Annotated in this window: 24 protein-coding genes; 11 read left to right on the forward strand and 13 right to left on the reverse strand. The window is 68.9% G+C overall.

The window, feature by feature from the left end:
- Positions 1-126 precede the first annotated feature (126 nt).
- Positions 127-1,038 carry a UTP--glucose-1-phosphate uridylyltransferase gene (locus A5624_RS23735; RefSeq protein ID WP_066871935.1) on the reverse strand — a complete coding sequence of 304 codons (912 nt, stop codon included), beginning with the start codon at positions 1,036-1,038 and terminating at the stop codon, positions 127-129.
- Between the two features lie 76 nt (positions 1,039-1,114).
- On the opposite strand from A5624_RS23735, the gene A5624_RS23740 reads away from it, so the two are divergent.
- From A5624_RS23740 to mscL, 4 genes are all read left to right on the forward strand, one after another.
- The gene (locus A5624_RS23740; RefSeq protein ID WP_066871938.1) at positions 1,115-1,714 is read left to right on the forward strand and encodes a 5-formyltetrahydrofolate cyclo-ligase; all 600 of its coding nucleotides are present in this window, start codon (positions 1,115-1,117) and stop codon (positions 1,712-1,714) included.
- A gap of 88 nt (positions 1,715-1,802) precedes the next feature.
- Complete coding sequence (locus A5624_RS27745) at positions 1,803-2,144, forward strand: FmdB family zinc ribbon protein (protein WP_082990644.1); 342 nt, start codon at positions 1,803-1,805, stop codon at positions 2,142-2,144.
- 64 nt (positions 2,145-2,208) lie between these two features.
- Complete coding sequence (locus A5624_RS23750; RefSeq protein WP_066871944.1) at positions 2,209-2,889, forward strand: SAF domain-containing protein; 681 nt, start codon at positions 2,209-2,211, stop codon at positions 2,887-2,889.
- A gap of 66 nt (positions 2,890-2,955) precedes the next feature.
- A complete protein-coding gene (gene mscL / locus A5624_RS23755; RefSeq protein ID WP_066871946.1) occupies positions 2,956-3,414 on the forward strand; it encodes a large-conductance mechanosensitive channel protein MscL in 459 nt (152 codons plus the stop codon).
- Between the two features lie 34 nt (positions 3,415-3,448).
- On the opposite strand, the gene A5624_RS23760 is transcribed toward mscL, so the two are convergent.
- The 5 genes from A5624_RS23760 to rpmF all read right to left on the reverse strand — a co-directional run bounded on the left by A5624_RS23760 (position 3,449) and on the right by rpmF (position 8,224).
- Entirely contained in the window at positions 3,449-3,946 is a 498-nt protein-coding gene (locus tag A5624_RS23760) for a molybdenum cofactor biosynthesis protein B (RefSeq protein WP_044487196.1), read from the reverse strand.
- Positions 3,947-4,005: 59 nt separating this feature from the next.
- The gene (locus tag A5624_RS23765) at positions 4,006-5,538 is read right to left on the reverse strand and encodes a S1C family serine protease (RefSeq protein WP_066871949.1); all 1,533 of its coding nucleotides are present in this window, start codon (positions 5,536-5,538) and stop codon (positions 4,006-4,008) included.
- Positions 5,539-5,609: 71 nt separating this feature from the next.
- Entirely contained in the window at positions 5,610-7,178 is a 1,569-nt protein-coding gene (locus tag A5624_RS23770; protein WP_066871953.1) for a HAMP domain-containing sensor histidine kinase, read from the reverse strand.
- A 16-nt stretch (positions 7,179-7,194) separates the two neighbouring features.
- Positions 7,195-7,881: a two-component system response regulator MprA gene (mprA, locus tag A5624_RS23775; protein WP_066871956.1), complete on the reverse strand. Its 687-nt coding sequence runs from the start codon at positions 7,879-7,881 to the stop codon at positions 7,195-7,197.
- Positions 7,882-8,050: 169 nt separating this feature from the next.
- On the reverse strand, positions 8,051-8,224 hold the full coding sequence (gene rpmF, locus A5624_RS23780) for a 50S ribosomal protein L32 (protein ID WP_003872812.1): 174 nt from the start codon (positions 8,222-8,224) through the stop codon (positions 8,051-8,053).
- A gap of 286 nt (positions 8,225-8,510) precedes the next feature.
- Here rpmF and A5624_RS23785 point away from each other — a divergent pair, with 286 nt between their 5' ends.
- From A5624_RS23785 to A5624_RS23815, 7 genes are all read left to right on the forward strand, one after another.
- Positions 8,511-10,241 carry an acyclic terpene utilization AtuA family protein gene (locus A5624_RS23785; RefSeq protein WP_066871959.1) on the forward strand — a complete coding sequence of 577 codons (1,731 nt, stop codon included), beginning with the start codon at positions 8,511-8,513 and terminating at the stop codon, positions 10,239-10,241.
- Entirely contained in the window at positions 10,238-11,386 is a 1,149-nt protein-coding gene (locus tag A5624_RS23790) for an acyl-CoA dehydrogenase family protein (RefSeq protein ID WP_066871962.1), read from the forward strand. Before A5624_RS23785 ends, A5624_RS23790 begins: the two co-directional genes overlap by 4 nt.
- 2 nt (positions 11,387-11,388) lie before the next feature.
- Positions 11,389-12,978: an acyl-CoA carboxylase subunit beta gene (locus tag A5624_RS23795; RefSeq protein ID WP_156749163.1), complete on the forward strand. Its 1,590-nt coding sequence runs from the start codon at positions 11,389-11,391 to the stop codon at positions 12,976-12,978.
- Positions 12,979-12,983: 5 nt separating this feature from the next.
- Entirely contained in the window at positions 12,984-14,963 is a 1,980-nt protein-coding gene (locus A5624_RS23800) for a biotin carboxylase N-terminal domain-containing protein (protein ID WP_066871968.1), read from the forward strand.
- The gene (locus A5624_RS23805; RefSeq protein WP_066871971.1) at positions 14,960-16,126 is read left to right on the forward strand and encodes an acyl-CoA dehydrogenase family protein; all 1,167 of its coding nucleotides are present in this window, start codon (positions 14,960-14,962) and stop codon (positions 16,124-16,126) included. Before A5624_RS23800 ends, A5624_RS23805 begins: the two co-directional genes overlap by 4 nt.
- Positions 16,126-16,905, forward strand: a complete 780-nt coding sequence (locus A5624_RS23810) for an enoyl-CoA hydratase family protein (protein ID WP_066871975.1) — start codon at positions 16,126-16,128, stop codon at positions 16,903-16,905. The genes A5624_RS23805 and A5624_RS23810 overlap by 1 nt, the downstream gene beginning before the upstream one ends.
- 133 nt (positions 16,906-17,038) lie before the next feature.
- Entirely contained in the window at positions 17,039-17,641 is a 603-nt protein-coding gene (locus tag A5624_RS23815) for a DUF1707 domain-containing protein (protein WP_066871977.1), read from the forward strand.
- A 9-nt stretch (positions 17,642-17,650) separates the two neighbouring features.
- Here A5624_RS23815 and A5624_RS23820 read toward each other — a convergent pair whose 3' ends face one another.
- The 7 genes from A5624_RS23820 to A5624_RS23850 form a co-directional block, all read right to left on the reverse strand.
- The gene (locus A5624_RS23820) at positions 17,651-18,499 is read right to left on the reverse strand and encodes an aldo/keto reductase (RefSeq protein ID WP_066871979.1); all 849 of its coding nucleotides are present in this window, start codon (positions 18,497-18,499) and stop codon (positions 17,651-17,653) included.
- A gap of 82 nt (positions 18,500-18,581) precedes the next feature.
- The gene (locus tag A5624_RS23825; RefSeq protein WP_082990645.1) at positions 18,582-20,618 is read right to left on the reverse strand and encodes a VWA domain-containing protein; all 2,037 of its coding nucleotides are present in this window, start codon (positions 20,616-20,618) and stop codon (positions 18,582-18,584) included.
- Entirely contained in the window at positions 20,611-22,005 is a 1,395-nt protein-coding gene (locus A5624_RS23830) for an ATP-binding protein (RefSeq protein ID WP_066871985.1), read from the reverse strand. Before A5624_RS23830 ends, A5624_RS23825 begins: the two co-directional genes overlap by 8 nt.
- Positions 22,006-22,093: 88 nt before the next feature.
- Complete coding sequence (gene purH / locus A5624_RS23835; RefSeq protein ID WP_066871988.1) at positions 22,094-23,689, reverse strand: bifunctional phosphoribosylaminoimidazolecarboxamide formyltransferase/IMP cyclohydrolase; 1,596 nt, start codon at positions 23,687-23,689, stop codon at positions 22,094-22,096.
- Positions 23,686-24,333 (reverse strand): phosphoribosylglycinamide formyltransferase, encoded by a 648-nt coding sequence (gene purN / locus A5624_RS23840; protein ID WP_066871991.1) that lies wholly within the window; start codon positions 24,331-24,333, stop codon positions 23,686-23,688. Before purN ends, purH begins: the two co-directional genes overlap by 4 nt.
- Before the next feature lie 119 nt (positions 24,334-24,452).
- Positions 24,453-25,820 carry a DUF6350 family protein gene (locus A5624_RS23845; RefSeq protein WP_066871994.1) on the reverse strand — a complete coding sequence of 456 codons (1,368 nt, stop codon included), beginning with the start codon at positions 25,818-25,820 and terminating at the stop codon, positions 24,453-24,455.
- A 47-nt stretch (positions 25,821-25,867) separates the two neighbouring features.
- A partial coding sequence (locus tag A5624_RS23850) for a DUF5336 domain-containing protein (protein WP_066871997.1) occupies positions 25,868-26,477 on the reverse strand: 610 nt, incomplete at its 5' end.

Raw genomic sequence — 26,477 nt, forward strand, 5'->3', positions numbered from 1 at the left:
TCTCTGCCCTCAACCCGGCGGGCGCCGCCGTAGGCGACCCGCTCATTGCGCGGGCGGGTCATCCCCGCCCGGGACCGCTACGCGTTCACCGGTCCGCCGTCGTCCGCCAGCCGGGTCACCGCCGGGCTACTGCTCGGCCAGGCCCAATCGCGCCACCAACCACTGCCGCAGATCCGGGCCGTAGTCATCACGATCCAATGCAAAGTCAACCGCAGCCTTGAGGTAGCCGCCAGGATTTCCCAAGTCGTGTCGAGATCCGCGATGCACGACCACGTGCACCGGATGGCCCTCCGCTATCAGCAACGCGATGCCGTCGGTGAGCTGTACCTCGCCGCCCGCCCCACGCTCGATGCGGCGCAACGCATCGAAGATGGCCCGGTCGAGCACGTAGCGACCGGCCGCGGCGAACAGCGACGGGGCGTCTTGCGGCCTCGGCTTCTCGACCATGCCGTTGACCCTGAGCACGTCCGGGTTGTCGTCGTCGGGGATCGGCTCGACGTCGAAAACCCCGTAGGCGCTGACCTCTTCGGGCGTTACCTCGATGGCACACAACACCGTGCCGCCGTAGTGCGCCCGCACCTTCGACATCGTCCCGAGCACACCGGTGGGCAGCACCAGGTCGTCGGGCAGCAGCACCGCCACGGCGTCCTCGTCGTCGGCCAACCGCGACTCGACGCAGCCGATCGCGTGCCCCAGGCCCAGCGGCTCGCTCTGCACCACGGACTCGACCTTGATCAGCTGCGGGGCGCGCCGGACCTTGTCCAGCATCGCGGTCTTGCCGCGCTCCTCCAGCGTGCTCTCCAGCACGAGGTCCTCGACGAAGTGCGCGACGACGCCGTCCTTGCCCTCCGAGGTGATGATCACCAGGCGCTCGGCACCGGCCTCGGCCGCCTCGGCGGCAACCAGCTCGATGCCCGGCGTATCGACGACCGGCAACAGCTCCTTGGGGACCGTTTTGGTCGCCGGCAAGAAGCGCGTCCCGAGACCGGCGGCGGGCACGACCGCAGTGCGTGGCACCACCACGTTTGGGCTTGACATTGTTCACACGATAACCCGCATCCACTATGCCGAGTCGATGTGGCGCGGGGAAACACCTGGCTGTCATCGTTGAGCCATGGCGACCGCCAGCAAAGCCGCACTGCGTGACCAGCTGCTTGCCGCCCGGCGCCGGGTTGCCGACGACGTTCGCGCCGCCGAGGCCCAGCACCTGTGCGAGCGGCTGGAAGCCTCCGAAAGCATCGTGACCAGCGGCAGCACCGTGTGCGCCTACGTTCCGGTGGGCACCGAGCCGGGCTCGGCCGCGATGCTGGACGCGTTGCTGCGGCGCACCGGGCGGGTGCTGCTGCCGGTAGCGCGCACCACCGCGGACAACACGCCCATACCGTTGTCCTGGGGCGAATACCGGCCCGGCACGCTGACCACCGGGCGCTGGGGATTGCTGGAACCGCCGCAACCGTGGCTGCCGCCGTCGGCCCTGGCCGAAGCCGCGGTGGTGCTGGTCCCGGCGCTGGCGGTGGACCGCCGCGGGGTGCGACTCGGGCGGGGCCGGGGTTTCTACGACCGCTCGCTGGGCGGGCGCGACCCGCAGGCGCGGCTGATCGCGGTCGTCCGCGACGCCGAACTGCTCGACGAGCTACCGGCCGATCCGCACGACGTCCCCATGACCCATGCGCTCACGCCCCGGCAGGGATTGGTCGAGCTCGTTGGGCGCTGACATGTCGGGAATGAGACATGTCACGTGGCGGTTCTAGCACTTGAGACGCTAGAGTGCTAACCAGGTTTGCAATCATCCGGAGGTTTTCGTGCCGACTTACAGCTATCAGTGCACCGAGTGCGACGATCGCTTCGACATCGTGCAGGCCTTCACCGACGACGCGCTGACCACCTGCAAACGCTGCTCCGGGCGGCTGCGCAAGCGCTTCAACTCCGTCGGCGTGGTGTTCAAGGGCAGCGGCTTCTACCGCACCGACAGCCGCGAGTCCGGCAAGAAGTCGCCGAGTTCGACCAACGGCTCCTCGTCGAGTGATTCCGGATCGAGCGCCTCGAGCTCCAGCGAAAAGTCCGGCTCCAGCTCCAGTGAGAAGTCCAGCTCGAGCGACAAGTCGAGCAGCTCCGCCACTTCCGCCGCCGCTGCGACCAACTGACGGTTATCCACACCGGCGATGCCGGCGTGCAGCCTGTCCACCGGGTTGCGCCTACCGTTGCGGCGTGGGCGAATCATCGCTGAACCCAAGCCCTTTGAGTCGGCTGACGCTGTGGCTGCGCCCGGACTGGACTCGTACCGTGCTGGCGCGCCGCGTCGCCGCGGGCGGGCTCGTCGTCCTGGCCGGAATCGCCACGCTGCGGTCCAACCCCGCCGATGACTATGCGCAGGTGGTGGTGGCCGACCACGACCTACGGCCCGGCGCCGCGCTGACTTCCGCCGATGTCCGGCTCGAAAAGCGTTTGGCCGCAACGGTTCCCGATGGGGCACGAGCCGACCTGGATACGGTCGTGGGGTCGACGCTGGCCGGCCCGGCGCGCCGCGGTGAGGTGCTCACCGACGTCCGGCTGCTGGGCAGCCGGTTGGCGGAGGCCGCCGTCGGGTCGAAGGCGGGCCCGGATGCCCGCATCGTGCCGCTGCATCTGGCGGACAGCGCCCTGATCGACCTGGTGCGGGTCGGCGACGTGGTCGACGTGCTGGCGGCGCCGGCCAGCGGTGCGCCGGACAATTCGCACGCGGCCCCGAAGGTGGTGGCCACCGACGCCGTGGTGGTGCTGGTATCGGCCAAAGAAAAGGCTCAGGCCGCCGATAGCGACCGCGTAGTGTTGGTTGCGCTGCCGGCTCGTGTGGCGAACACGGTGGCAGGGTCGGCGCTGGGCCAGACTGTGACGCTCACCCTGCACTGAGTGCCTGGCCGTTGTTCGTCTGCTGGCCGACGGCAAACTCTGTCCAGTCCCAGAAAGGCCATCCCAATGCTCAAAGGGTTCAAGGAGTTTCTCTCGCGGGGCAACATCATCGACCTGTCCACCGCGGTCGTCATCGGTACTGCTTTCACCGCCCTGGTCACCACATTCACCGACAGCATCATCAAGCCGTTGATCAACCGCATCGGCGTCAACCAGAAGTCCGATATCGGCATCCTGCGCATCAGCATCGGCGGCGGTCAGACCATTGACCTGAACAACGTGCTGTCAGCCGCCATCAACTTCGTGATCATCGCCGCGGTGGTGTACTTCCTGGTCGTGTTGCCCTACACGACGCTGCGCAAGCGGGGCGAGGTCGAGCCGGCCGACGACGCGCAGGTCGTGCTGCTCAAGGAGATCCGGGACCTACTCGCGCAGACCAACGGCGATTCGTCGGGCAAGCACGGCAGTGTGGCCACCACGCCCCCACCGGAGTACGGACCCCGCGCGGAAGCCGAATCGAAATAGCCCGCCAATTCGGGGCTTGGCCCGCGACCCGGGTTTAAATCTCCAGGCTCGACAACTGCCCGATGATCTGGGCCGCCAACGGATTCAGCGTCGCCATCCCGTCGCGCACCGCATAGCGGGACCCGGCCAGGTTGACCACCAGCGTGCTGCCGGACACCCCGGCCAGACCGCGGGACAAGCCGGCGTCGATGATCCCCGCCGACAGCCCCGAGCCGCGGATGGCCTCGGCGATGCCGAGGATTTCGCGATCCAGGATCTCGCGGGTGGCCTCCGGGGTGACGTCGCGCGGGGTGACGCCCGTCCCGCCGACCGAGACCACCAGGTCCACCCCGCCGATCACCGCGGTGTTCAGCGCGTTGCGGATCTCGATCTCGTCCGCGGCGACCGCGACCACACCGTCGACGACGAAGCCCGCCTCCGTCAACAGCTCGGTCACCAGCGGACCGCTATGGTCCTCGTCCCCGTGCGCGGTGCGATCGTCGACCACCACAACCAGAGCCCGGCCAACTACCAATTCCGCACCCGTTTCCATGGGTGCAACCGTATATCCGAGCTCAGACAATCCCGTCGCCGAGGGTTCGTCCACTCTCACTACTGATCCGCCTTCCCGAGGGTGACCGGCACGGTGCGGCTGCCGCCACCGGCGGCATCCTGGAATGTCAGCGTTATCTTGTCGCCGGGTGCTTTGGACCGCACGGCCGCGACCAGCGCGTCGGCGCTGTTGATCGGCCGGTCGTCGACCTTCGTGACGACGACGTTCTTGGGGACGCCGGCCGATGCGGCCGCACCACCCGCGACGACGTCGACCACCTTGGCGCCGGGGGTGCCCTTGTCGTTGGTCACCTGAACGCCGAGCGAGGCGTGTGATGCCTTGCCGGTGGCGATCAGTTCGTCGGCGATGCGCTTGGCCTGGTCGACCGGGATCGCGAAGCCCAGACCGATCGACCCGCTCTGGGCGTCCGGCGAGTCGGCGCCCAGGGTGGCGATGGCCGAGTTGACGCCCACCAGTTGGCCGTTCATGTTGACCAGGGCGCCCCCGGAGTTACCGGGGTTGATCGCGGCGTCGGTCTGGATCGCGTCCAGCACGGTGTTCTGGTTGCCCGACTCACCGGTGGTGGACACCGGCCGGTTCAGCGCGCTGACGATGCCGGTGGTCACGGTGCCCGACAGGCCCAGCGGCGAGCCGATCGCGACGACGGGCTGGCCGACGCGCAGGTCCGACGAGGAGCCCAGCGAGATGGGCGTGAGCCCGGACATGCCCTGCACGCGTATGACGGCGATGTCGCTGGTGGGGTCGGCGCCGACCACCGTGAATGGTGCGGTGCGACCGTCAGAGAAGGTCACCGTGGTCTTCGCCGTCGGCGCGCCGGCACCGCCGCCGCCCGGGCCGCCCGGTCCGCCCGGCGGGCTCGGCGGCACGGGGGCCCCAGGCGGAGCTCCCGGCGGGGCGGCGGGACCCTTGGGCGGTCCCGCCGCGGCGGCGATCACGTGGTTGTTGGTCAGGATGAGCCCGTCGGTGGACAGGATGATGCCCGAGCCCTCCTCGGACTGTCGCCCGATGTCGGTCTCGAGCATGACGACGCTGGGCACCACCTTGGAGGCGACTCCCTCGACGCTGCCCGGTGGCATGTTGGCGGCCGGGACGCTGGGCGCCGCCCCGATGACCCGGCCGCCGCCGTTCCCCGTGGTGTGGGTGCCGAGCTCGACCGCCGTCGCGGCGGCACCGCCGATCCCGGCCGACACCACCGCGATGGCCAACGCACCGACCACCAATAGTCCTGTGCGAGAACGCTTTTGGGGTTCCGGCGGGCCGGGCATCCCGGGCAGCATGCCGGGAATCGGGCCGCTGCCGGTGCCGCCCGGAATCGGGCCCACCCCGGTTCCGCCGGGAATCCGGCCCGGACCGGTGTTGCTGAAGGGCTCGTAAGGTGGACGGAACTGCGCCGTCGGCGACGATGAGGGCTGCGACCGATAGCGCCAGTCGTACTGCTGGTTGTACGGCTGCTGGTGTCCCGGGGCATAGCCGGAGGACCCCGCATGGCTCGGGACGGGCGCAGGCTGATTCGGCGCGGGCGGGTATCCCGGCTGCTGCGGCGGTGGCGAATACCTCGGGTCATTCGTCATGTCGCTAAGTCGCTCTTCCTCTATCTCAGTGTTTCGGCAAGTCGACGGCTGGTTCAACAGTAGCCGCAGACCTACCTTGCCCGCGCGGACTGAGAGTCCACTGAGATTACGTTCGCCGATTCCCGAGAGTTCGCCTGGTCGCCACCCGGCGCCGTGGCGTGGTCGGCCGCGGCGTCTACCTGGTCGGTCTGCGGCTCGCCGGCGGCGGTGGAGTACGTCGAGGCGGGCATGGGCCGGCCGGGCAGCAGCACATAGAAGGAGGTACCCGGGGGTTGGCCGCCCGGAACGGTGTCCTCGACGCGTAGCAGTCCGCCGTGGTTGAGCACGACCTTCTTGACGATCGCCAGCCCGAGGCCGGAGCCGGGCATCGCCCGCGCCGTCGTCGACCGGTAGAACCGTTCGAACACCAGCCGGCGCTCCTGCGGCGGAATGCCGGGGCCGTGATCGGCGATCACCAGCTCCGCGTGCGACGGATCGAGCTGGCGCATGGTGACACCGACATGGCCCCCGGGCGGGCTCCACTTGGCGGCGTTGTCCAGCAGGTTCAGCACGGCACGCGACAGCCCGGCGGCGTCGCCGTACATCTGCCAGGGTGTGACGTCGACGTCGAAGTGAATGTCGTTGCGCCGCCGCCTGACTCGCTCCAGGCTGCGATCGACCACCTCGGCCATGTCGACGGGCTCGTGCACCACCTGGCCGGCGTCGTCGCGGGTCAGATCCACCAAATCGCCTACCAGCGTTGACAATTCCTCGATCTGCGCGACGACATCGGCGCGCAGATCCACCATCTCCTGCTCGGGCAGGCGCGGCGCTCCCGGCTCCATCGACGCCATCAGCAACTCGACGTTGGTGCGCAGGGAGGTCAGCGGGGTGCGCAATTCGTGGCCGGCGTCGGTGACCAGCCGAGCCTGCCGCTCCCGGGACTCGGCGAGTGCGCGCAGCATCAGGTTGAACGACTCGGTGAGCCTGGCCAATTCGTCGCTGCCGAACACGGGGATGGGCCTGAGGTCATCGGTACGTGCCACCCGCTCGGCCGCCTCGGTCAGGCGTGCCACCGGGCGCAGCCCGGCCCGGGTGACCATGCCGCCCGCCACGGCCGCGACCGCCACCCCGACCCCGCCGACGATCAGCAGCACCCAGCGCAGCCTGTTCATCACCGCTTCGGTGGGCTTGAGGCTCTTGGAGATCAGCAGCGACGTGCCGTTCTGCAGGTGCACGGCCAGGATCCGTTGGTCACCGGCGGTGCGCCGCGACATGAACAGATCGCCGTGGATGACCGCCTTCTCCGGCGCGCCGACCGGCAGGGTCTGGCCCGGCTGCTGGGCGGTGTAGATCGCGTGCCCCGGGTTCACCAGCATCGCGTTGACGTCGGAGTAGGCGGTGCCCTCGATGGCTTTGCCCGGGTCGGCGGCCAGCGAGCCGCTGGCGATCAACAGCTGTGCGCGGCTCTGCAGTTGGTTGTCGATGTCGCTGTACAGCGCGGCGGAGATCACGGCGTAGACGGCGAAGGCCATCAGCACCACCACCATGGCCACCATCGACATCGCCAGCAGCATCACCCGCCACCGCAGCGACAACGAGGGTGTCGCGCGCAACGGCGGGCGCAGCGGCGGACGCTGGGGCCGGGGGAACCGGATCATCGGTGGACCCGCATCGTCACGGTGGCGTCTCCCGCAGGACGTATCCAACCCCGCGCACGGTGTGGATCAGCCGCGGCTCACCATCGGCTTCGGTCTTGCGCCGCAGGTAGCCGACGTAGACCTCCAGCGCGTTGCCCGAAGTGGGAAAGTCGAATCCCCACACCTCTTCGAGGATGCGGCTGCGGGTCAGCACCCGGCGCGGATTGGCGATCAGCATCTCCAGCAGCGCGAACTCGGTGCGGGTCAGGCTGATTCGGCGCAGGCCGCGGGTGACCTCGCGGGTCACCGGGTCCAGCGTCAGGTCGGAGAACGTCATCGCCACGGATTCGGCGTCGTCCTCCGGCTTGGTCCGGCGCAGCAGTGCACGCATCCGGGCTAGCAGTTCTTCCAGGGCGAATGGTTTCGGCAGATAGTCATCGGCGCCGGCGTCGAGCCCGGCGACCCGCTCGGACACCGAATCGCGGGCGGTGAGCACGAGGATGGGGAGATCGTCACCGGTGCTGCGGAGCTGACGGCACACCTCGAGGCCGTCCAGGCGCGGCATCATCACATCGAGGACGAGCGCGTCGGGACGATCGCTGGCGATCAATTCGAGGGCCTCGACCCCGTCATGGGCCAGCTCGACGGAGTAGCCGTTGAAGGATAAGGACCGACGCAGCGATTCGCGCACAGCGCGATCGTCGTCGACGACCAGTATTCGCACGACCCCTAGTTTCGTCCCACCGCCTGAGACGGACCTGAGAGGCGCGCCGGGCGGGGGCTAGCGGCGGTCACAAGCGCGGCGAAGCCGGGCGCCGTGGGCCGCCGCCATTCGGGCTAGCGGCGGTCACAAGCGCGGCGAAGCCGGGCGCCGTGGGCCGCCGCCATTCGGGCTAGCGGCGGTCGAGGTCGATCAGACCGAGGCGGGCCGCCTTGAGCAGCCGCCGGGGCACCTTGTGGCGCTGACCTGCGACCGTGACACCGACGAGTTCGGTCTTCTCGGCCTTCCACTGCGCGCGCCGGCTACGGGTGTTCGCGCGCGACATTCTGCGCTTGGGTACGGCCATGGTCGGGCCTAACTCCTCGTGTTGCTTCGGTAATTCGACGTGGGACTTGCAGTTCGGCATGTCGCGCGGCGTGGCTGGTGAGCCGAACGGGCGACGATCGCACATCAGGATAGTCGCTGGTCCGCTTGTGGCCAAAATGCACGCCCGCCCGCCGAGTGGCCGCCCGCTGGGCGCGCCAGGGCGGGCGCCTCCAAAGTGGGATCCTTGACGTGACACCGACGGCACCCGCTAACCTACCGGTTGGTTGGTAGGTCCGACCCGGTGAATCCCCGAATGGAGGACAGGCATGGCCTCTGCTTCCGGCGCCGCTGGCGCCCTGGGCAGCTCCGGCGCCGTCCGGATTGCGAACTGCTCGGGCTTCTACGGCGACCGGCTGTCGGCCATGCGCGAGATGCTCACCGGCGGCGAAGTCGACTACCTGACCGGCGACTACCTCGCCGAACTCACCATGCTGATCCTGGGCCGCGACCGGATGAAGCATGCCGAGCGCGGCTACGCCAAGACCTTTCTGACCCAGCTCGAGGACTGCCTGGGCGAGGCCCGCGACCGGGGGGTCCGCATCGTCGCCAACGCCGGCGGCCTCAATCCATCCGGGCTGGCCGACGCGATACGCGCGCTGGCGCAGCGGCTGGGCATCGACGCGCGGGTCGGCCACGTGGAGGGTGACGACCTGTTGTCACGTGCCGCCGACCTCGGGCTGGGCAGTCCGTTGACGGCGAACGCCTACCTGGGCGCCTGGGGCATCGTCGACTGCCTGGTCGACGGCGCCGACGTCGTCGTCACCGGCCGCGTCACCGACGCCTCGGTGATCGTCGGGGCGGCCGCTGCGCACTTCGGGTGGGGCCGCACCGACTACGACGCGCTCGCCGGCGCGGTGGTCGCGGGCCATGTCATCGAGTGCGGGGTCCAGGCCACCGGCGGTAACTACTCGTTCTTCACCGAGGTTCCCGAGTTGACCCACGCCGGCTTCCCGCTCGCCGAGGTCCACGCCGACGGATCCTCGGTGATCACCAAGCACCCGGGCACCGGCGGCCTGGTCAGCGTCGACACCGTCACCGCGCAGCTGCTCTACGAGATCACCGGGGCGCGCTACGCCAACCCCGACGTGACCGCCCGGATGGACAGCGTCGAGCTGTCGTCCGACGGGCCGGATCGGGTGCGCATCAGCGGTGCGCGTGGCGAGGCCCCGCCGCCCACCTACAAAGTGTCGATGAACAGCATCGGCGGGTTCCGCAACTCGATGACGTTCGTGCTGACCGGCCTGGACATCGAGGCCAAGGCCGACCTGGTGCGCCAACAACTCGACGCCGCGCTCACCGTCAAGCCCGCCGAACTGCAGTGGACTTTGGCACGCACCGACCACCCGGACGCCGACACCGAGGAAGCCGCCAGTGCGCTGCTGCACTGCGTCGTACGCGACCCCGACCCCGCCAACGTGGGACGCCAATTCTCTTCGGCCGCCGTCGAATTGGCGTTGGCCAGCTATCCGGGATTCCACGTCACCGCACCCCCGGCTGACGGCCAGGTCTACGGCGTGTTCACCCCGGGCTACGTCGCCGCCGATCAGGTACCGCACGTTGCGGTACACGCCGACGGCACCCGCGTCCACATCCCTTGCGCCACGGACACTTTGGAGCTCTCCCCCGCCGCTGAGCCACCGCTTCCCGAACCCCTGCCGGACGGGCCGACCCGGCGCGTGCCGCTGGGCCGCATCGCCGGCGCGCGCAGCGGCGACAAGGGCGGCTCCGCCAACATCGGGGTGTGGGTACGCACCGACGAGCAATTCCGATGGCTGGCCAACACGTTGACCGTCGAGCTCCTCGGAGAACTGCTGCCCGAAGCGGCCGACTTCGGCGTCACCCGTCACCTGCTGCCGAATCTGCGAGCGGTCAACTTCGTCATCGACGGCATCCTCGGCCAGGGCGTCGCCTACCAGGCCCGATTCGACCCCCAGGCCAAGGGGCTGGGCGAATGGCTCCGCGGCCGCTACCTCGACATCCCGGAGAGTCTGCTGTGAACCTTTGGACCACACCCGAGCGCGAACAGCTGCGAAAGACGGTGCGCTCGTTCGTAGAACGCGAGATCCTGCCCCACGTCGACGAGTGGGAGCGCAGCGGCGAGCTGCCGCGCGAATTGCACCGCAGCGCCGGGGACGCCGGGCTGCTGGGTGCGGGCTTCCCCGAATCGGTTGGCGGCGGTGGCGGCGACGGCGCCGACGCGGTGATCATCTGCGAGGAGATGCATCAGGCCGGGGCCCCGGGCGGCGTGTTCGCGTCGTTGTTCACCTGCGGCATCGCGGTGCCGCACATGATCGCGTCGGGCGATCAGCGGCTCATCGAGGAGTTCGTCCGGCCGACACTGGCCGGTGAGAAGATCGGCTCGCTGGCCATCACCGAGCCGGGCGGCGGTTCCGACGTCGGGCACCTGCGTACCTCCGCGGTGCGCGATGGTGACCACTACATCGTCAACGGCGCCAAGACCTACATCACCTCCGGGGTCCGCGCCGACTACGTGGTAACCGCGGTACGCACCGGAGGCCCTGGCGCGGGCGGGGTTTCGCTGCTGGTGGTCGAGAAGGGGACGCCCGGCTTCGAGGTGAGCCGCAAGCTGGACAAGATGGGCTGGCGTTCCTCGGACACGGCCGAGCTGTCCTACACCGACGTCCGCGTCCCGGTCACCAACCTGGTCGGCCCTGAGAACAGCGGGTTCGCCCAGATCGCCCAGGCCTTCGTCGCCGAACGCATCGGCCTTGCCGCACAGGCCTATTCGAGCGCCCAGCGCTGCCTGGATCTGACGGTCCAATGGTGTCGCGACCGCGAAACATTCGGTCGCCCACTGATATCGCGGCAGTCGGTGCAGAACACGTTGGCCGAGATGGCGCGCCGCATCGACGTCGCCAGGGTTTACTCGCGCCACGTGGTGGAGCAGCAACTCGCCGGCGAGACCAACCTGATTCCGCAGGTGTGTTTCGCCAAGAACACCGCCGTCGAGGCCGGCGAATGGGTGGCCAACCAAGCCGTCCAGTTGTTCGGCGGCATGGGCTACATGGCCGAGTCCGAGGTCGAACGCCAATATCGGGACATGCGGATCCTGGGCATCGGCGGCGGAACCACCGAAATCCTGACCGCACTGTCCGCCAAACTGCTGGGATTCCAATCATGACCGTGCTGCAGTCCACCCTCGATGCCGATGCCACCGCCTTCGCCGACGCGGCTTCGGCGGCTATTGCGAAACTCGAGGAGATCGACACCGAGCTGGCCAACGCGCTGGCCGGGGGCGGGGCCAAATACGTTGAGCGTCACCATGACCGGGGCAAGCTGACGGCACGCGAACGCATCGAATCCCTGGTCGACCAGGATTCGCCGTTCCTGGAACTGAGCCCGCTGGCGGCCTGGGGCAGCGCCTTCAAGGTCGGCGCCAGCACGGTCACCGGCATCGGGGTGGTCGAAGGCGTCGAATGCATGATCGTCGCCAACGACCCGACGGTCAAAGGCGGCACCAGCAACCCGTGGACCCTGAAGAAGATCCTGCGAGCCAACCAGATCGCCTTCGAGAACCGGCTCCCGGTGATCTCGCTGGTGGAGTCCGGCGGCGCGGATCTGCCCACGCAGAAGGAGATCTTCATCCCCGGCGGCCGGATGTTCCGCGACCTCACCCGGCTCTCGGCGGCCGGAATCCCCACCATCGCACTGGTATTCGGCAACTCCACCGCGGGCGGTGCCTACGTCCCGGGCATGTCGGATCACGTGGTGATGATCAAGGAACGTTCCAAGGTCTTCCTGGCCGGTCCCCCGCTGGTGAAGATGGCCACCGGCGAGGAATCCGACGACGAGTCGCTCGGCGGCGCCGAAATGCACGCCCGCGTCTCCGGTTTGGCCGACTACTTCGCCGTCGACGAACTCGACGCGATCCGCATCGGCCGCCGCATCGTGGCCCGGTTGAACTGGGCCAAGCACGGGCCGACACCCAAGCCGGTCACCGAGCCGCTGTTCGACACCGAGGAACTCATCGGCATCGTGCCCGCGGATCTGCGGATCCCGTTCGATCCCCGCGAAGTGATCGCGCGCATCGTCGACGGTTCCGACTTCGACGAATTCAAGCCGCTGTACGGCTCGTCGCTGGTGACGGGCTGGGCCCGGCTGCACGGGTATCCGATCGGCATCCTGGCCAACGCGCGCGGCGTGTTGTTCAGCGAGGAGTCGCAGAAAGCCACCCAGTTCATCCAGCTGGCCAACCGGTCCGACACGCCGCTGCTGTTCCTGCACAACACCACCGGTTACATGGTGGGCAAGGACTATGAAGAGGGCGGGATGATCAAGCACGGCTCGATGATGATCAACGCCGTGTCCAACTCCACGGTCCCGCACATCTCGCTGCTGATCGGCGCCTCCTATGGCGCGGGCCACTACGGCATGTGCGGGCGCGCTTACGATCCGCGGTTCCTGTTCGCCTGGCCGACGTCGAAGTCCGCGGTGATGGGCGGCGCCCAGTTGTCGGGTGTGCTGTCGATCGTGGCCCGTGCGGCCGCCGAGGCGCGCGGCCAGCAGGTCGACGAGGAGGCCGACGCGGCGATGCGGGCCGCGGTCGAGGGCCAGATCGAAGCCGAGTCGCTGCCGCTGGTGTTGTCCGGGATGCTCTACGACGACGGGGTGATCGACCCGCGAGATACCCGCACCGTCTTGGGAATCTGTTTGTCCGCCATCGCCAATGGCCCGATCAAGGGGACGTCGAACTTCGGCGTCTTCCGGATGTGAGCCCCATGGTCACTCGAGTACTGGTCGCCAACCGCGGTGAGATCGCGCGGCGGGTGTTCGCCACCTGCCGCCGGCTCGGCTTAACCACCGTCGCCGTCTACACCGAACCCGACGCCGGCGCCCCGCATGTCGCCGAGGCCGACGCCCGGGTGCGGCTGGACAAGACCAACGACTACCTCAACGCGCAGGCCATCATTGCCGCCGCCCGCGCCGCGGGCGCCGACGCGATCCACCCCGGTTACGGATTCCTCTCGGAGAACGCCGACTTCGCGGCCGTCGTCGCCGACGCCGGCCTGACGTGGATCGGCCCGCCGGTGGATGCGGTGCGCGCGATGGGCTCCAAGATCGAGTCCAAGAAACTCATGGCCGCGGCCGGGGTGCCCGTGCTCGACGAGCTCGACCCCGACACCGTCACCGAGGCGCAGCTGCCGGTGCTGGTCAAGGCCTCCGCGGGCGGCGGCGGACGCGGCATGCGGGTGGTGCGCGAATTGTCCGCCCTGCCAGCCGAAGTGGAGGCGGCGCGCCGCGAAGCCCAGTCCGCCTTCGGGGACCCGACGGTGTTCTGCGAGCGCTACCTGCCCACCGGACACCACATCGAGGTCCAGATCATGGCCGACACCCATGGCACGGTGTGGGCGGTCGGCGAACGCGAATGCTCGATTCAGCGCCGCCACCAGAAGATCATCGAGGAGGCGCCCTCGCCGTTGGTGGAGCGCACACCGGGCATGCGCGCCAAGCTGTTCGACGCGGCCCGGTTGGCCGCCGAAGCCATCGGCTACACCGGCGCCGGGACGGTGGAGTTCCTCGCCGACGACGACGGCGAGTTCTACTTTCTCGAGATGAACACCCGGCTACAGGTCGAACACCCGGTGACCGAAGAGACCACCGGACTCGATCTGGTCGAGCTGCAGCTCGCCGTCGCCGACGGCGCCCGCCTGGACTCGGACCCTCCTGCCGCGCAAGGGCATTCGATCGAGGCCCGGCTCTACGCCGAGGACCCCGCCAAGAACTGGCAGCCGCAGGCCGGCCTGGTCCGCGGCTTCGAGGTGCCCTCGGTTCGGGCGGAGTTCGGTTCCCTGGGGCACCGGACCGGGATCCGGCTGGATTCGGGCATCGTCGACGGGTTCACGGTCTCGATCCACTACGACCCCATGCTGGCCAAGGTCATCTCCTACGCCCCGACGCGACGCCAGGCCGCGCTGGTGCTCGCCGACGCGCTGGCGCGCGCCCGCGTGCACGGCGTACGCACCAACCGGGACCTTTTGGTGAACGTGCTGCGGCATCCCGCATTCCTCGACGGTGCGACCGACACAGCGTTTTTCGATACCCACGACCTGGCCCGCCTCGCGGCGCCGCTGGGCGATGCCGCGGTGGTCCGACTGTCCGCCATCGCCGCGGCACTCGCCGACGCCGCGCATAACCGGGCCGTGGCGCCGGTGCTGCGCGCCGTTCCCAGCGGCTGGCGCAACCTGCCGTCGGTCTACCAGGTCAGGGACTATCACGACGATGCGGGCGACGAGATCAGGGTCCAATATCGCTTCACCAGAACCGGTTTGACGCTTCCCGACGACCCGTCGGTGCAGCTGGTGTCGGCCACGGCGAAAGCCGTCGTGCTGCGGGTGGACGGCGTCGAGCACGGCTTCTCGGTGCGGCGCTACGATGCCGACGTCTACGTCGATTCCGCGCGCGGGCCGGTGCATTTGACCGCGCAGCCGCGTTTCCCCGAGCCCGGCTCGACCGTCGAAAAGGGCTCGCTGGTGGCGCCGATGCCGGGCAGCGTGATCCGGCTCGGTGCCGCGATCGGCGACACGGTCACCGCTGGCCAGCCGCTGATCTGGCTAGAGGCCATGAAGATGGAACACACCATCGCCGCCCCGGTGGACGGGGTGCTCGCCGAACTCAACGTCAAGACCGGTCAGCAAGTCGAAGTGGGCGCTGTGCTGGCAAGAGTGGAAGCGCCACAATCAGAAGGGGATTCAGCATGACCGACACCAGCTTCATCGAGAGCGAGGAGCGTCAGGCCCTGCGCAAGTCGGTGGCGGCCTGGGCAGCCAACTACGGCAGCGAGTACTACCTACGCAAGGCCCGCGCACAGGAACACACCGACGAATTGTGGTCGGAGGCAGGCAAACTCGGCTTCCTCGGGGTGAACCTGCCGGAGGAGTACGGCGGTGGCGGCGCCGGAATGTACGAGCTGTCGCTGGTCATGGAGGAGATGGCGGCCGCGGGCAGCGCGCTGCTGCTGATGGTGGTCTCGCCCGCCATCAACGGCACCATCATCAGCAAGTTCGGCACCGAGGAGCAGAAGAAGCGCTGGATCCCCGGCATCGCCGATGGGACGCTGACGATGGCGTTCGCCATCACCGAGCCCGACGCCGGCTCTAACTCGCACAAGATCACCACGACCGCCCGCCGGGACGGCAGCGACTGGATCGTGAAGGGCCAGAAGGTCTATATCTCCGGCATCGACCAGGCGCAGGCGGTGCTGGTGGTGGCCCGCACCGAGGAGGCCAAGACCGGCAAGCTGCGCCCCGCACTGTTCGTGGTGCCCACCGACGCGCCCGGCTTCACCTACACCCCGATCGAAATGGAACTGATCAGCCCCGAACGGCAGTTCCAGGTCTTCCTCGACGACGTGCGGCTGCCTAGCGACGCACTCGTCGGCGCCGAAGATGCCGCCATTGCACAGCTTTTCGCCGGCCTGAACCCCGAACGGATCATGGGCGCGGCGAGCTCCGTCGGGATGGGACGGTACGCGCTGGGCCGGGCCGCCGAATACGTCAAAACCCGGCAGGTGTGGGGCACGCCGATCGGTGCGCACCAGGGGCTGTCCCACCCGTTGGCGCAGTGCCACATCGAGGTCGAACTGGCCAAGCTGATGCTGCAGAAGGCCGCCACCCTCTATGACTCCGGCAATGACATGGGCGCGGCCGAGGCCGCGAACATGGCCAAATACGCTGCGGCCGAAGCCGCCACGCGCTCGGTGGATCAGGCGGTGCAGTCACTGGGCGGCAACGGACTGACCAAGGAGTACGGCCTGGCCGCCATGCTGGCCTCGGCCCGGCTGGGCCGCATCGCCCCGGTCAGCCGTGAGATGGTGCTGAACTTCGTCGCGCAGACATCGCTGGGCCTGCCCCGAAGCTACTGATGGACCCCGTCGTCGAATACGCCGGACCCGCCGACACGGGCGGACCTTACGCGCGGCTGACCCTGAATTCACCGCACAACCGCAACGCGCTGTCCACCACACTGGTCAACCAGTTGCACCAGGGGTTGCGCGACGCCTCGGCAGACCCGGCGGTACGGACCGTGGTGCTGGGCCACACCGGTGGAACCTTCTGTGCCGGTGCGGATTTGAGTGAGTCCGGCGGGGGCGATCCCTTCAGCATGGCGGTGGCCCGCGCCCGGGAGATGGTCGCCTTGATGCGGGCCATCGTCTCCTCGCCGCTGCCGGTGATCGCCGCCATCGACGGGCACGTCCGCGCGGGCGGCTTCGGCCTGGTGGGCGCCTGCGATATCGCGGTCGCGGGTCCGCGCAGTACCTTCGCGCTCACCGAGGCCCGCATCGGCGTCGCCCCGGCGATCATCTCGTTGACGCTGCTGCCGAAGCTGTCGGCGCGGGCCGCGGCGCGCTACTACCTGACCGGCGAGAAGTTCGGCGCCGCCCAGGCGGCCGAGATCGGACTGATCACCGTTGCCGCCGACGACGTCGACGCCGCGGTCGACGAACTGGTCTCCGATATCGGCTGTGGTTCGCCCCAGGGCCTCGCGGCATCCAAGGCGCTGACCACGACCGCGGTGCTGGAAGGGTTCGACCGCGACGCCGAACGGCTCGCCGAGGAGTCCGCGCGGCTGTTCGTGTCCGACGAGGCCCGCGAAGGCATGCTGGCGTTTCTGGAGAAGCGCGCGCCCAACTGGACGAGTTAGCCAGCCGGGAAGTTAGCCAGATGTCAAACAAAGGGTCCGGCCGAACGGTCGGCAGTGCGGCGCGGGCCGGCGCAAGGTTGCAGTTTAGCCAATCCTCTTGCAGCAAAAGCTGTACGTCGTAGGCTCGTGGGTGATGAGCAACTCAACGCAACGGGATGCGGAGGACACGCGCGGCGAGCCGTCGCGCGCGGCTGATACCGACCGCATCCAGATTGCCCAGTTGCTTGCGTATGCGGCCGAACAGGGGCGCCTGCAGCTCAACGACTACGAAGACCGTTTGACCAGGGCCTATGCGGCCACGACGTACGAGGAACTGGATCAATTGCGGGCCGATCTGCCGGGGGCTCCGATCAGCCCGCGCCGCGGCGGCAAGCCCAATCCGGCGCCCTCGACGCTACTGCTGGCCTTGATGAGCGGCTTCGAGCGCCGCGGCCGGTGGAACGTTCCGAAGAAGCTCACCACCTTCACCCTGTGGGGCAGCGGGGTGGTCGATCTGCGCTACGCCGACTTCACCTCGACCGAGGTCGACATCCATGCGATGTCGATCATGGGCGTGCAAAACATTTTGCTGCCGCCCGAAGTCAACGTCGAGGTGCACGGCCGCGGCGTGATGGGAAACTTCGACCGCGTGGTGGACGGACAGGGCACGCCCGGCGCGCCGACCGTGCACATTCGCGGCTTCTCCCTGTGGGGCGGTGTGGGGATCATCCGCAAGCCCCGACGGCCACGCGGCTAGCCGTAGCCCTCAGCCGGGCACGTAATCGAACGTGTCGGGGTTGGGCCCGTTGCGTCCGGCCTCGCCCTGGTCCAGCGTCGAGATCGCGTCCATGTCGGAGTCGTCCAGTTCGAAGTCGAACAACTGGAAATTCTCCTTGACCCGCTCCGGTGTCACCGACTTCGGGAAGACGATGTCGCCGCGCTGGATGTGCCAGCGCAGCACCACCTGCGCCGCCGACTTGCCGCGGGCCTGCGCGACGCGGTTGATCACCGGATCGTCGAGCACCTTGCCCTGCGCGATGGGCGCCCATGCCTCGGTGGCGATGCCATGCTCGCGTCCGTACGCCCGGACCTGTTCGTTGCCGAAGTACGGATGCACCTCGATCTGGTTGACCGACGGCACGGTGTCGGTTTCGGCTGCGAGCCGATCCAGATGTGCGACTTGGAAATTGGACACACCGATGCTGCGGGCGCGTCCGTCCCGCGCGAACTCTTCGAAGACCTTCCACGTCGACACGAAGTCGCCGTCGTAGAGGGTGGGCAGCGGCCAGTGGATGAGGAACAGGTCGACGTAGTCCGAATCCAGCTTCTTCAGCGTCTCGTCGAAGGCGCGGCGCGCGTCGTCGGGTTTGTGAAATCCATTGTTGAGCTTGCTGGTGACGAAGACCTCACCGCGGTCCAGGCCCGCGTCGCGGATGCCCTGCGCCACTTCCTTTTCGTTGCCGTACATTTCGGCCGTGTCGATGTGACGGTATCCGATCTCGAGCGCCGTCTTCACCGCCGCGGCGGTCTCGTCGGGCTTGATCTGGAACACCCCGAAACCCAGCTGCGGAATGCTGACGCCGTCGTTGAGTTCGATCGTGGGAACCTGGCTCATTACGTCTCCTCCTTCTCCAAATCCTGTACCCCGTCGAGAAAACACCAATCCCCCGACCGGCGCCACCGCGCAGGCGCGACGGCTAACGGCGGCGCGACCGCAGGTAGTCGCCGACCACGGCCGCTCCCAGTCCGTCGAGATCGGGCACCACGACCCGTCCCTCGACACGTCGGGCGACCTGGTCGATGAACCGGGCCAGGCCCGGGTCGCTGCCCAGCCGGAAGATGGTGATCTGGGCGCCCAGGCGGGCCATCTCGTCGAAGCCGCGCACGGTATGGGCGATGGTCCGAGGGTGCGGTGGGTAATCAAAAAACACAGCAGAACCGCCGTCACCGTCGAAGTCCTCCAGGTGCGCGGTCGGCTCCCCGTCGGTCACCACCAGCACGACGGGCTGCGCGTTGGGATGCCGACGCAGATGGCGCCCCGCCAACGCCAACGCGTGGTGCAGGTTGGTGCCCTGCTCGTAGACCCCTTCCAGGCCGGTGAGCTCGGCGGCGGTCACCGTCCGCGCGTAGCGGCCAAAGGCGATGATCTGCAAGGCATCCGAACGAAATCGCGTGCACACCAGGTGGTTGAGTGCCAGCGCCGTTTGCTTCATGGGCAGCCAGCGATTCTCCATCACCATGGAGAACGAGGTGTCGACCAGCAGCGCGACCGCGGCCTGGGTCCGCGTCTCGGTCTCGGAGACTTCGACGTCGTCGACGGTGATTTTCAACCGCCCGTCGGGTCCGTCCAGGGTGGCGGTTCCCGATTGCCGCAGAACGGCATTGGTCAATGTGCGGGAGATGTTCCACGGCTCGGTGTCACCGAACTGCCAGGGCCGAGTGGCCCCGGTGAGTTCGCCCGCCGCGCCCGCGCGCCGGTGGTCGCGCTCACCGCGTCGCCCGGAAAGCTGTTGCGCCACATCGCGTAGCGCCGTCTCACCGAGCCGGCGCATCGCCTTCGGCGACAGCCGCCACTGCCCGTCGGAACCGCGGTCCAAGAAGCCCTGATTGACCAGTGCGCGTTCCAATTCGGCGAGCGTGCGGGCGTCGACGGCCGCCTGGTCGCCGAGCTGACGGGCCAGCGCGTCGAGGTCGACGTCGTCCATGGTCGCGCCCGGATAGCTCTGCGAGAGCTGCTCGGCCAGTTGCTCCAGCTCGGCGATGTCGGACAGCGCCTGGGTGCCCTCGCCCATCCCGAACGGGTTGTCACCGGAGAACTGCTCGGAGCCGCTCCAGTCCTCGCCCGGTCGCGCCGCCTGCAGGTGCGCATCGAGCCGGTTCAGCGCCTGCATCAAAGCGGGCGAGCCAAAAGCCTGCTGCGCCAGGGCATCCAGCTCCGCGCGCTGCTCGGCGCTCAGGCTGTTGCGGAACCGCTGCGCGGCGGCGGCGCGCTTGGCCAGCGAGTCCAGCAACTCGTCGACGTTGCGCGGGTTCTCCGGAAAGAACTCGCCGTGCTTGTCCATGAAGTCTTCGAAGTCCTGCTGGGTGTCCTCGCCGCGGGCGTGCTTGTCCAGCAGCTCGTTGAGGTCATTGACCATGTCATTGACCCGCTGACGATCCTCGTCGGTGGCGCCTTCGAGCGCCTGCTTCATACCCGCGAAGCGCTGATCGAGCATCTCGCGGCCGAGCAGATCCTTGATCTGGTCGTACTTTTGGCGGGCCTCGGCGCTGCGCCAGTTGTAGTCGGAGAGCTCCTGGACGGCCTTGGCCGGCGATGACGGCAACGCATCGAGCTGCAGTTCACCGAAGCGGGCGTCGTCGTCGAGCGCGCGGGCCAACTCCTTGCGTTCGGCCAGCACGGCCTCATCCAGCAGCTTCTTGATCTCCTGCAGAGTCCCGTCTAAGTTGTTGCGCCGCAACAACTCCCGTCGCCGCCGGTTGGCCTCGGCGGCCAGCCGGTCCGCGCCCGGCAGGTTCTTGGTGCCGCGGCGCAGCAGCTCGGACAGTGCGCGCCGCGGCGACGTGCCGGCCATGACATCCTGGCCGATCTGTTCGAGCGCCTCGCGCAGATCCACCGGCGGGGCCAGCGGGTCCGGCCCGCCGGTGTACGCCGAGTAGCGCGAGGAATGCCCTCGTGACGATCGCGAGCGCGGCGTAGCCGGGCGCTGCGGGTCGTCACCATCAGACCTAGCCATAGACGGTTTGACCCTCCCCGGATACCTTGTCGATGCGCTTGGCCAGATACAGCGCCTCGAGCGCCAGTTCCAGCGCCGCGGCGCGTTCGCCTTCCGACTGCGCCCCGAGCTTGGCCGCGATCTTGTCGACCACCGGCAGGCTCGGCACTGCGGCCAGTACGTCCTTGGCCGACACCCGCTCACCGGTCGTCACGGCCGAACCGCCCTCCACCGCGGAAACCAAGGATCCGACGTCGATGCCGCCGAGCACCCGCGACGCGGTGTCCGCGGTCGCCCGGCGCAACAGGTGCTCGAGCACGGCCTGTTCGCGGCCCTCCTCGCCGGACTCGAACTCCAGCTTGCCGCGCAACACGTCGATCACCGTGCCCAGGTCGACCACCCGGGCCACCGGATCGGTCTCCCCCAGCACCGCGCCCCGATGCCGCGCGGCGGCGGCGACGGTCTCGGCGGCGGCGATCGCGAACCGCGCCGACACCCCGGAGCGTTGATCGACGGAGTTGGACTCCCGCAGGTAGCGGGCGAACCGGGCGATGACCTGCATCAGGTAATCGGGAACCTGGGCCGACAGGTGCGCTTCCTGCGCGATCACACCGACTTCCGCGTCGAGTTCCAACGGGTAGTGCGTGCGGATCTCGGCACCGAACCGGTCTTTGAGCGGGGTGATGATGCGACCGCGGTTGGTGTAGTCCTCGGGGTTGGCGCTGGCGACCACGAGGACGTCCAGCGGCAGCCGCAAGGTGTAGCCGCGGACCTGGATGTCGCGCTCCTCCATCACGTTGAGCATCGATACCTGGATGCGCTCGGCCAGGTCGGGCAGCTCGTTGACGGCGACGATGCCGCGGTGTGCGCGGGGGATCAGGCCGTAGGCGATGGTCTCGGGGTCGCCCAGGCTGCGGCCCTCGGCGACCTTGATCGGGTCGATGTCGCCGACCAGGTCGGCCACGCTGGTGTCCGGGGTGGCGAGCTTCTCGGTGTAGCGCTCGCTGCGGTGCCGCCACTCGATGGGCAGGTCGTCGCCGAGAGTGGCGGCCTTGCGGATCGACTCCGGCGTGATCGGGCTGTACGGGTGCTCCCCGAGCTCGGCACCGGCGATCACCGGCGTCCACTCGTCGAGCAGGCCGATCAGTGCGCGCAGCAGCCGGGTCTTGCCCTGGCCGCGCTCACCGAGCAGCACGAAGTCATGACCGGCGATCAGCGCCCGCTCCAGTTGCGGCAGCACGGTGTCGTCGAATCCCAGAATGCCCGGCCAGATGGCTTCGCCATCCCCGCCTTCGGCGAGGCGTGCGAGCAGATTTTCGCGGATTTCCTGCTTGACTCCCCGTTCACGATGACCGGCGGCGCGCAGCTCGCCGACGGTGCGGGGCAGGTTGCTCGGTGACGTCACCACTCCACGCTACGACGCGCGCTCTGACGAGTCATGCCAAGGGCGTTCACTAGACGCTTATTGACAGGCGCGTCGCACGCGCACACCGTGGCTAGTGCGCGAAGTGGCGCGCCCCGGTCAGATAGAGCGAAATGCCGGCGTTGGCGGCCGCCGCGGTCACTTCGTCGTCGCGCACCGAGCCGCCGGGGTGCACGATCGCCTTCACCCCGGCGCCGGTCAGCGTCTCGAGCCCGTCGGGGAACGGGAAGAACGCGTCGGAGGCCGCGACGGCGCCGTGCACCCGGTCGCCGCCGCGCGCATTCCCTCTTTCAACGGCCAGCCGCGCCGCGTCGACCCGGTTCACCTGACCCATGCCGACGCCGATGGTGGCTCCGCCGCCGGCGATCACGATCGCATTCGATTTGACGGCGCGACAGACGCGCCAGGCGAACACCAGGTCGGCCAGCGTCGCCGGATCGGCCGGTGAGCCGGTGGCCAGCGTCCAATTCGCGGGGTTGTCGCCGTGCGCGTCGAGCTCGTCGCGCTGCTGCACCAAAAGTCCGCCGCTGATCGGCCGCAGCTCGGTCCCACCGGTCAGCGGCTCCGAGGCCACCAGCACCCGGATGTTCTTCTTGCGGGTCAAGGCCTCCAGGGCGGCCGGCTCGTAGGCGGGGGCGACGATGACCTCGGTGAAGATGGTGCTGACGTATTCGGCCATCTCCAGGCTGACTTCGGTGTTGGACGCGATGACCCCGCCGAAGGCGCTCAACGGATCGCATTCGTGCGCCTTGCGGTGCGCGTCCGCGACCGATTCCGAGGAGATGGCGATGCCACATGGGTTGGCGTGCTTGATGATTGCGACGCAGGTCTCTTCGTGGTCGAAGGCGGCCCGCCAGGCCGCGTCCGCATCGGTGAAGTTGTTGTAGGACATCTCTTTTCCGTGCAGCTGCTCGGCCTGCGCCAGTCCTGGCCAGGCGCCGGGGTCGCTGTACAGCGCCGCCTGCTGGTGCGGGTTCTCGCCGTAGCGCAGCATCGCCGAGCGACGCCAGTTGCGGCCCAGCCACTTCGGGAAAGTCGTCGGCGGATGTTCGGGAGCCAGCGTCGACTCCATCCAGCTCGCGACGGCGATGTCGTACTCGGCGGTGTGCTGAAAGGCAAGTGACGCCAGCTTTTTGCGCTCGGCGAGGCTAAACCCGCCCGACCGTACCGCGGCCAACACTCCGTCGTAGCCCTGCGGGTCGACGATCACCGCCACGCTGGGGTGGTTCTTCGCCGCGGCCCGCACCATCGACGGGCCGCCGATGTCGATCTGCTCGACGCATTCGTCGATGCTGGCCCCGGAGTCGACGGTCTCGGTGAAGGGGTACAGGTTGACGACGACGAGCTCGAACGCCGCGATCCCGAGCTCCTCGAGCGCGGCGGCGTGCTCGGGCTTGCGGAGGTCCGCCAGCAGGCCCGCGTGCACGCGCGGGTGCAGCGTCTTGACCCGGCCGTCGAGCACTTCGGGAAATCCGGTCAGCTCCTCGACCCGGGTCACCGGAATGCCTTTGTCGGCAATGACCTTCGCCGTGGATCCGGTCGAGACGATTTCGACACCCGCGGCCGCCAGTCCCTGGGCGAGGTCGACGAGCCCGGTCTTGTCGTACACGCTGATCAGGGCGCGCCGGATCGGCCGTTTGGCGTCTTCCCGCCAGTCGTCGGTGCTCATCGGTTCGTCGCCTTTCGTCCGATCGTCGCTTTTCTCCCGACCAGGGTCAGGCCGCGTGTTGCGATCGCGGCCACCACGTCCACCAGGAGCTTCCGTTCGGTGACTTTGATGCGTTCGTGCAGAGTCTCTTCGGTGTCGCCGTCGAGCACCGGAACGGATTCCTGCGCCAGAATCGGCCCGGTGTCCGTCCCGGCGTCCACCAGGTGCACCGTACAGCCTGTGACCTTGACACCGTAGGCCAATGCGTCGGCCACCCCGTGCGCACCCGGAAACGCCGGCAACAGCGCCGGATGGGTGTTGATGACCCGACCGTAGAACCGTGAAAGGAACTGCGGCCCAAGGATTTTCATGAACCCGGCGGAGACCACCAGGTCGGGCGAGTGTGCGGCGGTGGCCTCGGTGATGGCGGCGTCCCAGGCGGCGCGGTCGGGGTGCTCGCCGAGCCGGACGGTGAAGGCGGGCACGGACGCGGCCGCGGCGATCTCCGTGGCCAGGCAGTCGCGGTCGGCGCCGACGGCGACCACCCGGGCCGGGTAATCCGCGACGGCGGAGGTCAACAGCGAATTCAGCAGCGACCCGGTGCCCGACGCCAGTACCACTACCCGTGCCGGTGCGTTCGGGGGCACATGGAGCGGTTCGACCACATCGGCGAGCCTAGCCCGCCGACGATGCGGGTCGTGCAGCGACGTGAGCAGAGTCGGGCGATCGACCTCGGCACCCCGTCGGCGCCAACCGGGTTGTCGCGCGGCGGCCGGCGGAAGGCTTAATCCTCGGAATCTCGCTCGGTGGCTTCTTGTCCTGGCTCGCGCGGGGATGGCGTGTCGGTCATCGGGGGGCCGGGTTCGGCGGCCTCGCCCGCGGGCGGATCCAGCGCGTCACCCGCCTCCCCAGGGATCCCCTCCTCCTCGTCGGGCGACGGCTCGTCGTCGAAGACGCCCGCGAAGTCGGCCGGTTCCTCGGCCGCCGCGGCCGCTGCGGGCTTGACCTTGGGCCGCCGGGGACGGCGGCTGACTCCGCCGGTCATCACCACCGTGATCCCGCCGACGACCGCGAACCAGAAGAAGACGCCGACGAGCAACGCGCCCTGGTCGACGCCGACGTGCCCGAAGTTACCCAGCTGGCCGCTGCCGGCGTACGCGATCACGGACATCACCAGCGCGCCCACGACCGCGGCGACCAGCAGCTTGGCCGCGGCCGCCAGCAACGGCAGCGCCCGCCGGGCGCACTGCTGCCCGACCGCCACACCCGACGACGCACCGATGATGAGCAGCGCCACCCACACCGGCCCCAGCGGCGGCCTGGGGACCGCGGCCAGCACCGGCACGGCCGGGATGTCACCACCGAACACGGTGAACGAACTGAAGGTCGCGAATCCGATGTGCGCGCTGGAGCCGACGGCCATTGCCGCGGTGCCGACAATCACGTTGGGCGCGTACAGCATTGACAGCACGGTGAGGCTGAACTCGCCGAAGATCGAATCGGTGATGCCGTAGAGCTCCTGCATGGTTGACCAATGCACCACCAGCGACCCGGCCGTCACGAAGCCGGAGAGCCCGAGCAACGCCAATACCCCGGCGGAAGCGGCGCGCAGCGAGTCGCCCAGCCAGAAGGGCAGCGACGCCGCCGCGAGCGCGCGCGGCCCCACCCGGGACCACACCCCGATGCCGGCGCCGGCGGCATGCACCGCGAGCACGCTGAGGAACGCGCGTAGCGCACTGGGCGTTTGCAGCTCGGTGATCACCGAGGATGCGTCGTGGATGACCGCCAGGGCGATCGCCGTCATGAACAACGGGCCGCCCAGCGCCGAGGCGACGACCCAGCGGACGACCAGCCACGACGAGTAGGGCGTCGTGGCCCGGGCGGTGCTGCGTGCGGTGGCCCAGACCATCAACAGGACCGGCAGCAGCGGCATCACCCCGAGCACGCGACCGCCGATCGAGACCGGTACCTGGTGCACGCCCAGCCACATGCTGGCGATGGCGCCCAGCGCGCCGGTCATGTCGCTGTTGGCGATCAACAACTGGATCAGCGTGACCGCGGCGATGATGACCAACGCCACCACCGCGGGGGCGAACGCGACCCTGACGAGGTCACGCGCCTGGCGAGCGCCCGCTGCCCGGTTGTCCTCCACCCGTGTCACTCTGGGGCACGTCCCCGACTAGGCGCGACAGCGCACGGTTAGGAGGGCGCTGGCCCAGACGGTGACGACGGCGACTGCTGCTCGTGGCCAAACTGCTGGCCCCCACCCTGCTCGGAGAAGTTTGCCGTCGCAGAGGAGTCCGATCCGCCGACGTTGGGCGGGGGGCTGAAGCTGGGGAAGCCGGTGGGCGGCGTGTTCGAGCCGTGCTGCTGCGCGGACGGTTGCGGTCCGGACTGCGGCGAGGGCTGAGCGCCGAAACCGCCGGTCGGAGCGCCGCTCTGGGTGGGCGCCGCGCTCGGCGAATAGCCGCCGTACTGCGAACCGTAGCCCTGCGGCGACTGCTGCTGCCCGCCGTGCTGCTGGCCGCCCGGCTGCTGACCGTAGTAGGGCTGCTGCTGACCGTATTGGCCGTATTGCCCGTACTGGCCATACTGCGCGTACGGGTCGTATTTGGGCCGCGGCGCCGGGGCGGTGATCACCCCGGAGTCCAGCAGGACCACGACGACGGCGGCGATCGCCTGGAGCACGACGGCCGCCACCAGCGGCCACATCGCCCAGCCGATCGAGAAACCGGCGGGCAGGTTGATCGTCTCGGTGATGGCGAGCAAGGCACCCAGCACCGCAATGACCGCGACGACTCCCGCGTAG

Origin of the sequence: Mycobacterium sp. 1482292.6 (genome assembly GCF_001672995.1) — a bacterium.
GTDB classification, from domain to species: domain Bacteria; phylum Actinomycetota; class Actinomycetes; order Mycobacteriales; family Mycobacteriaceae; genus Mycobacterium; species Mycobacterium europaeum_A.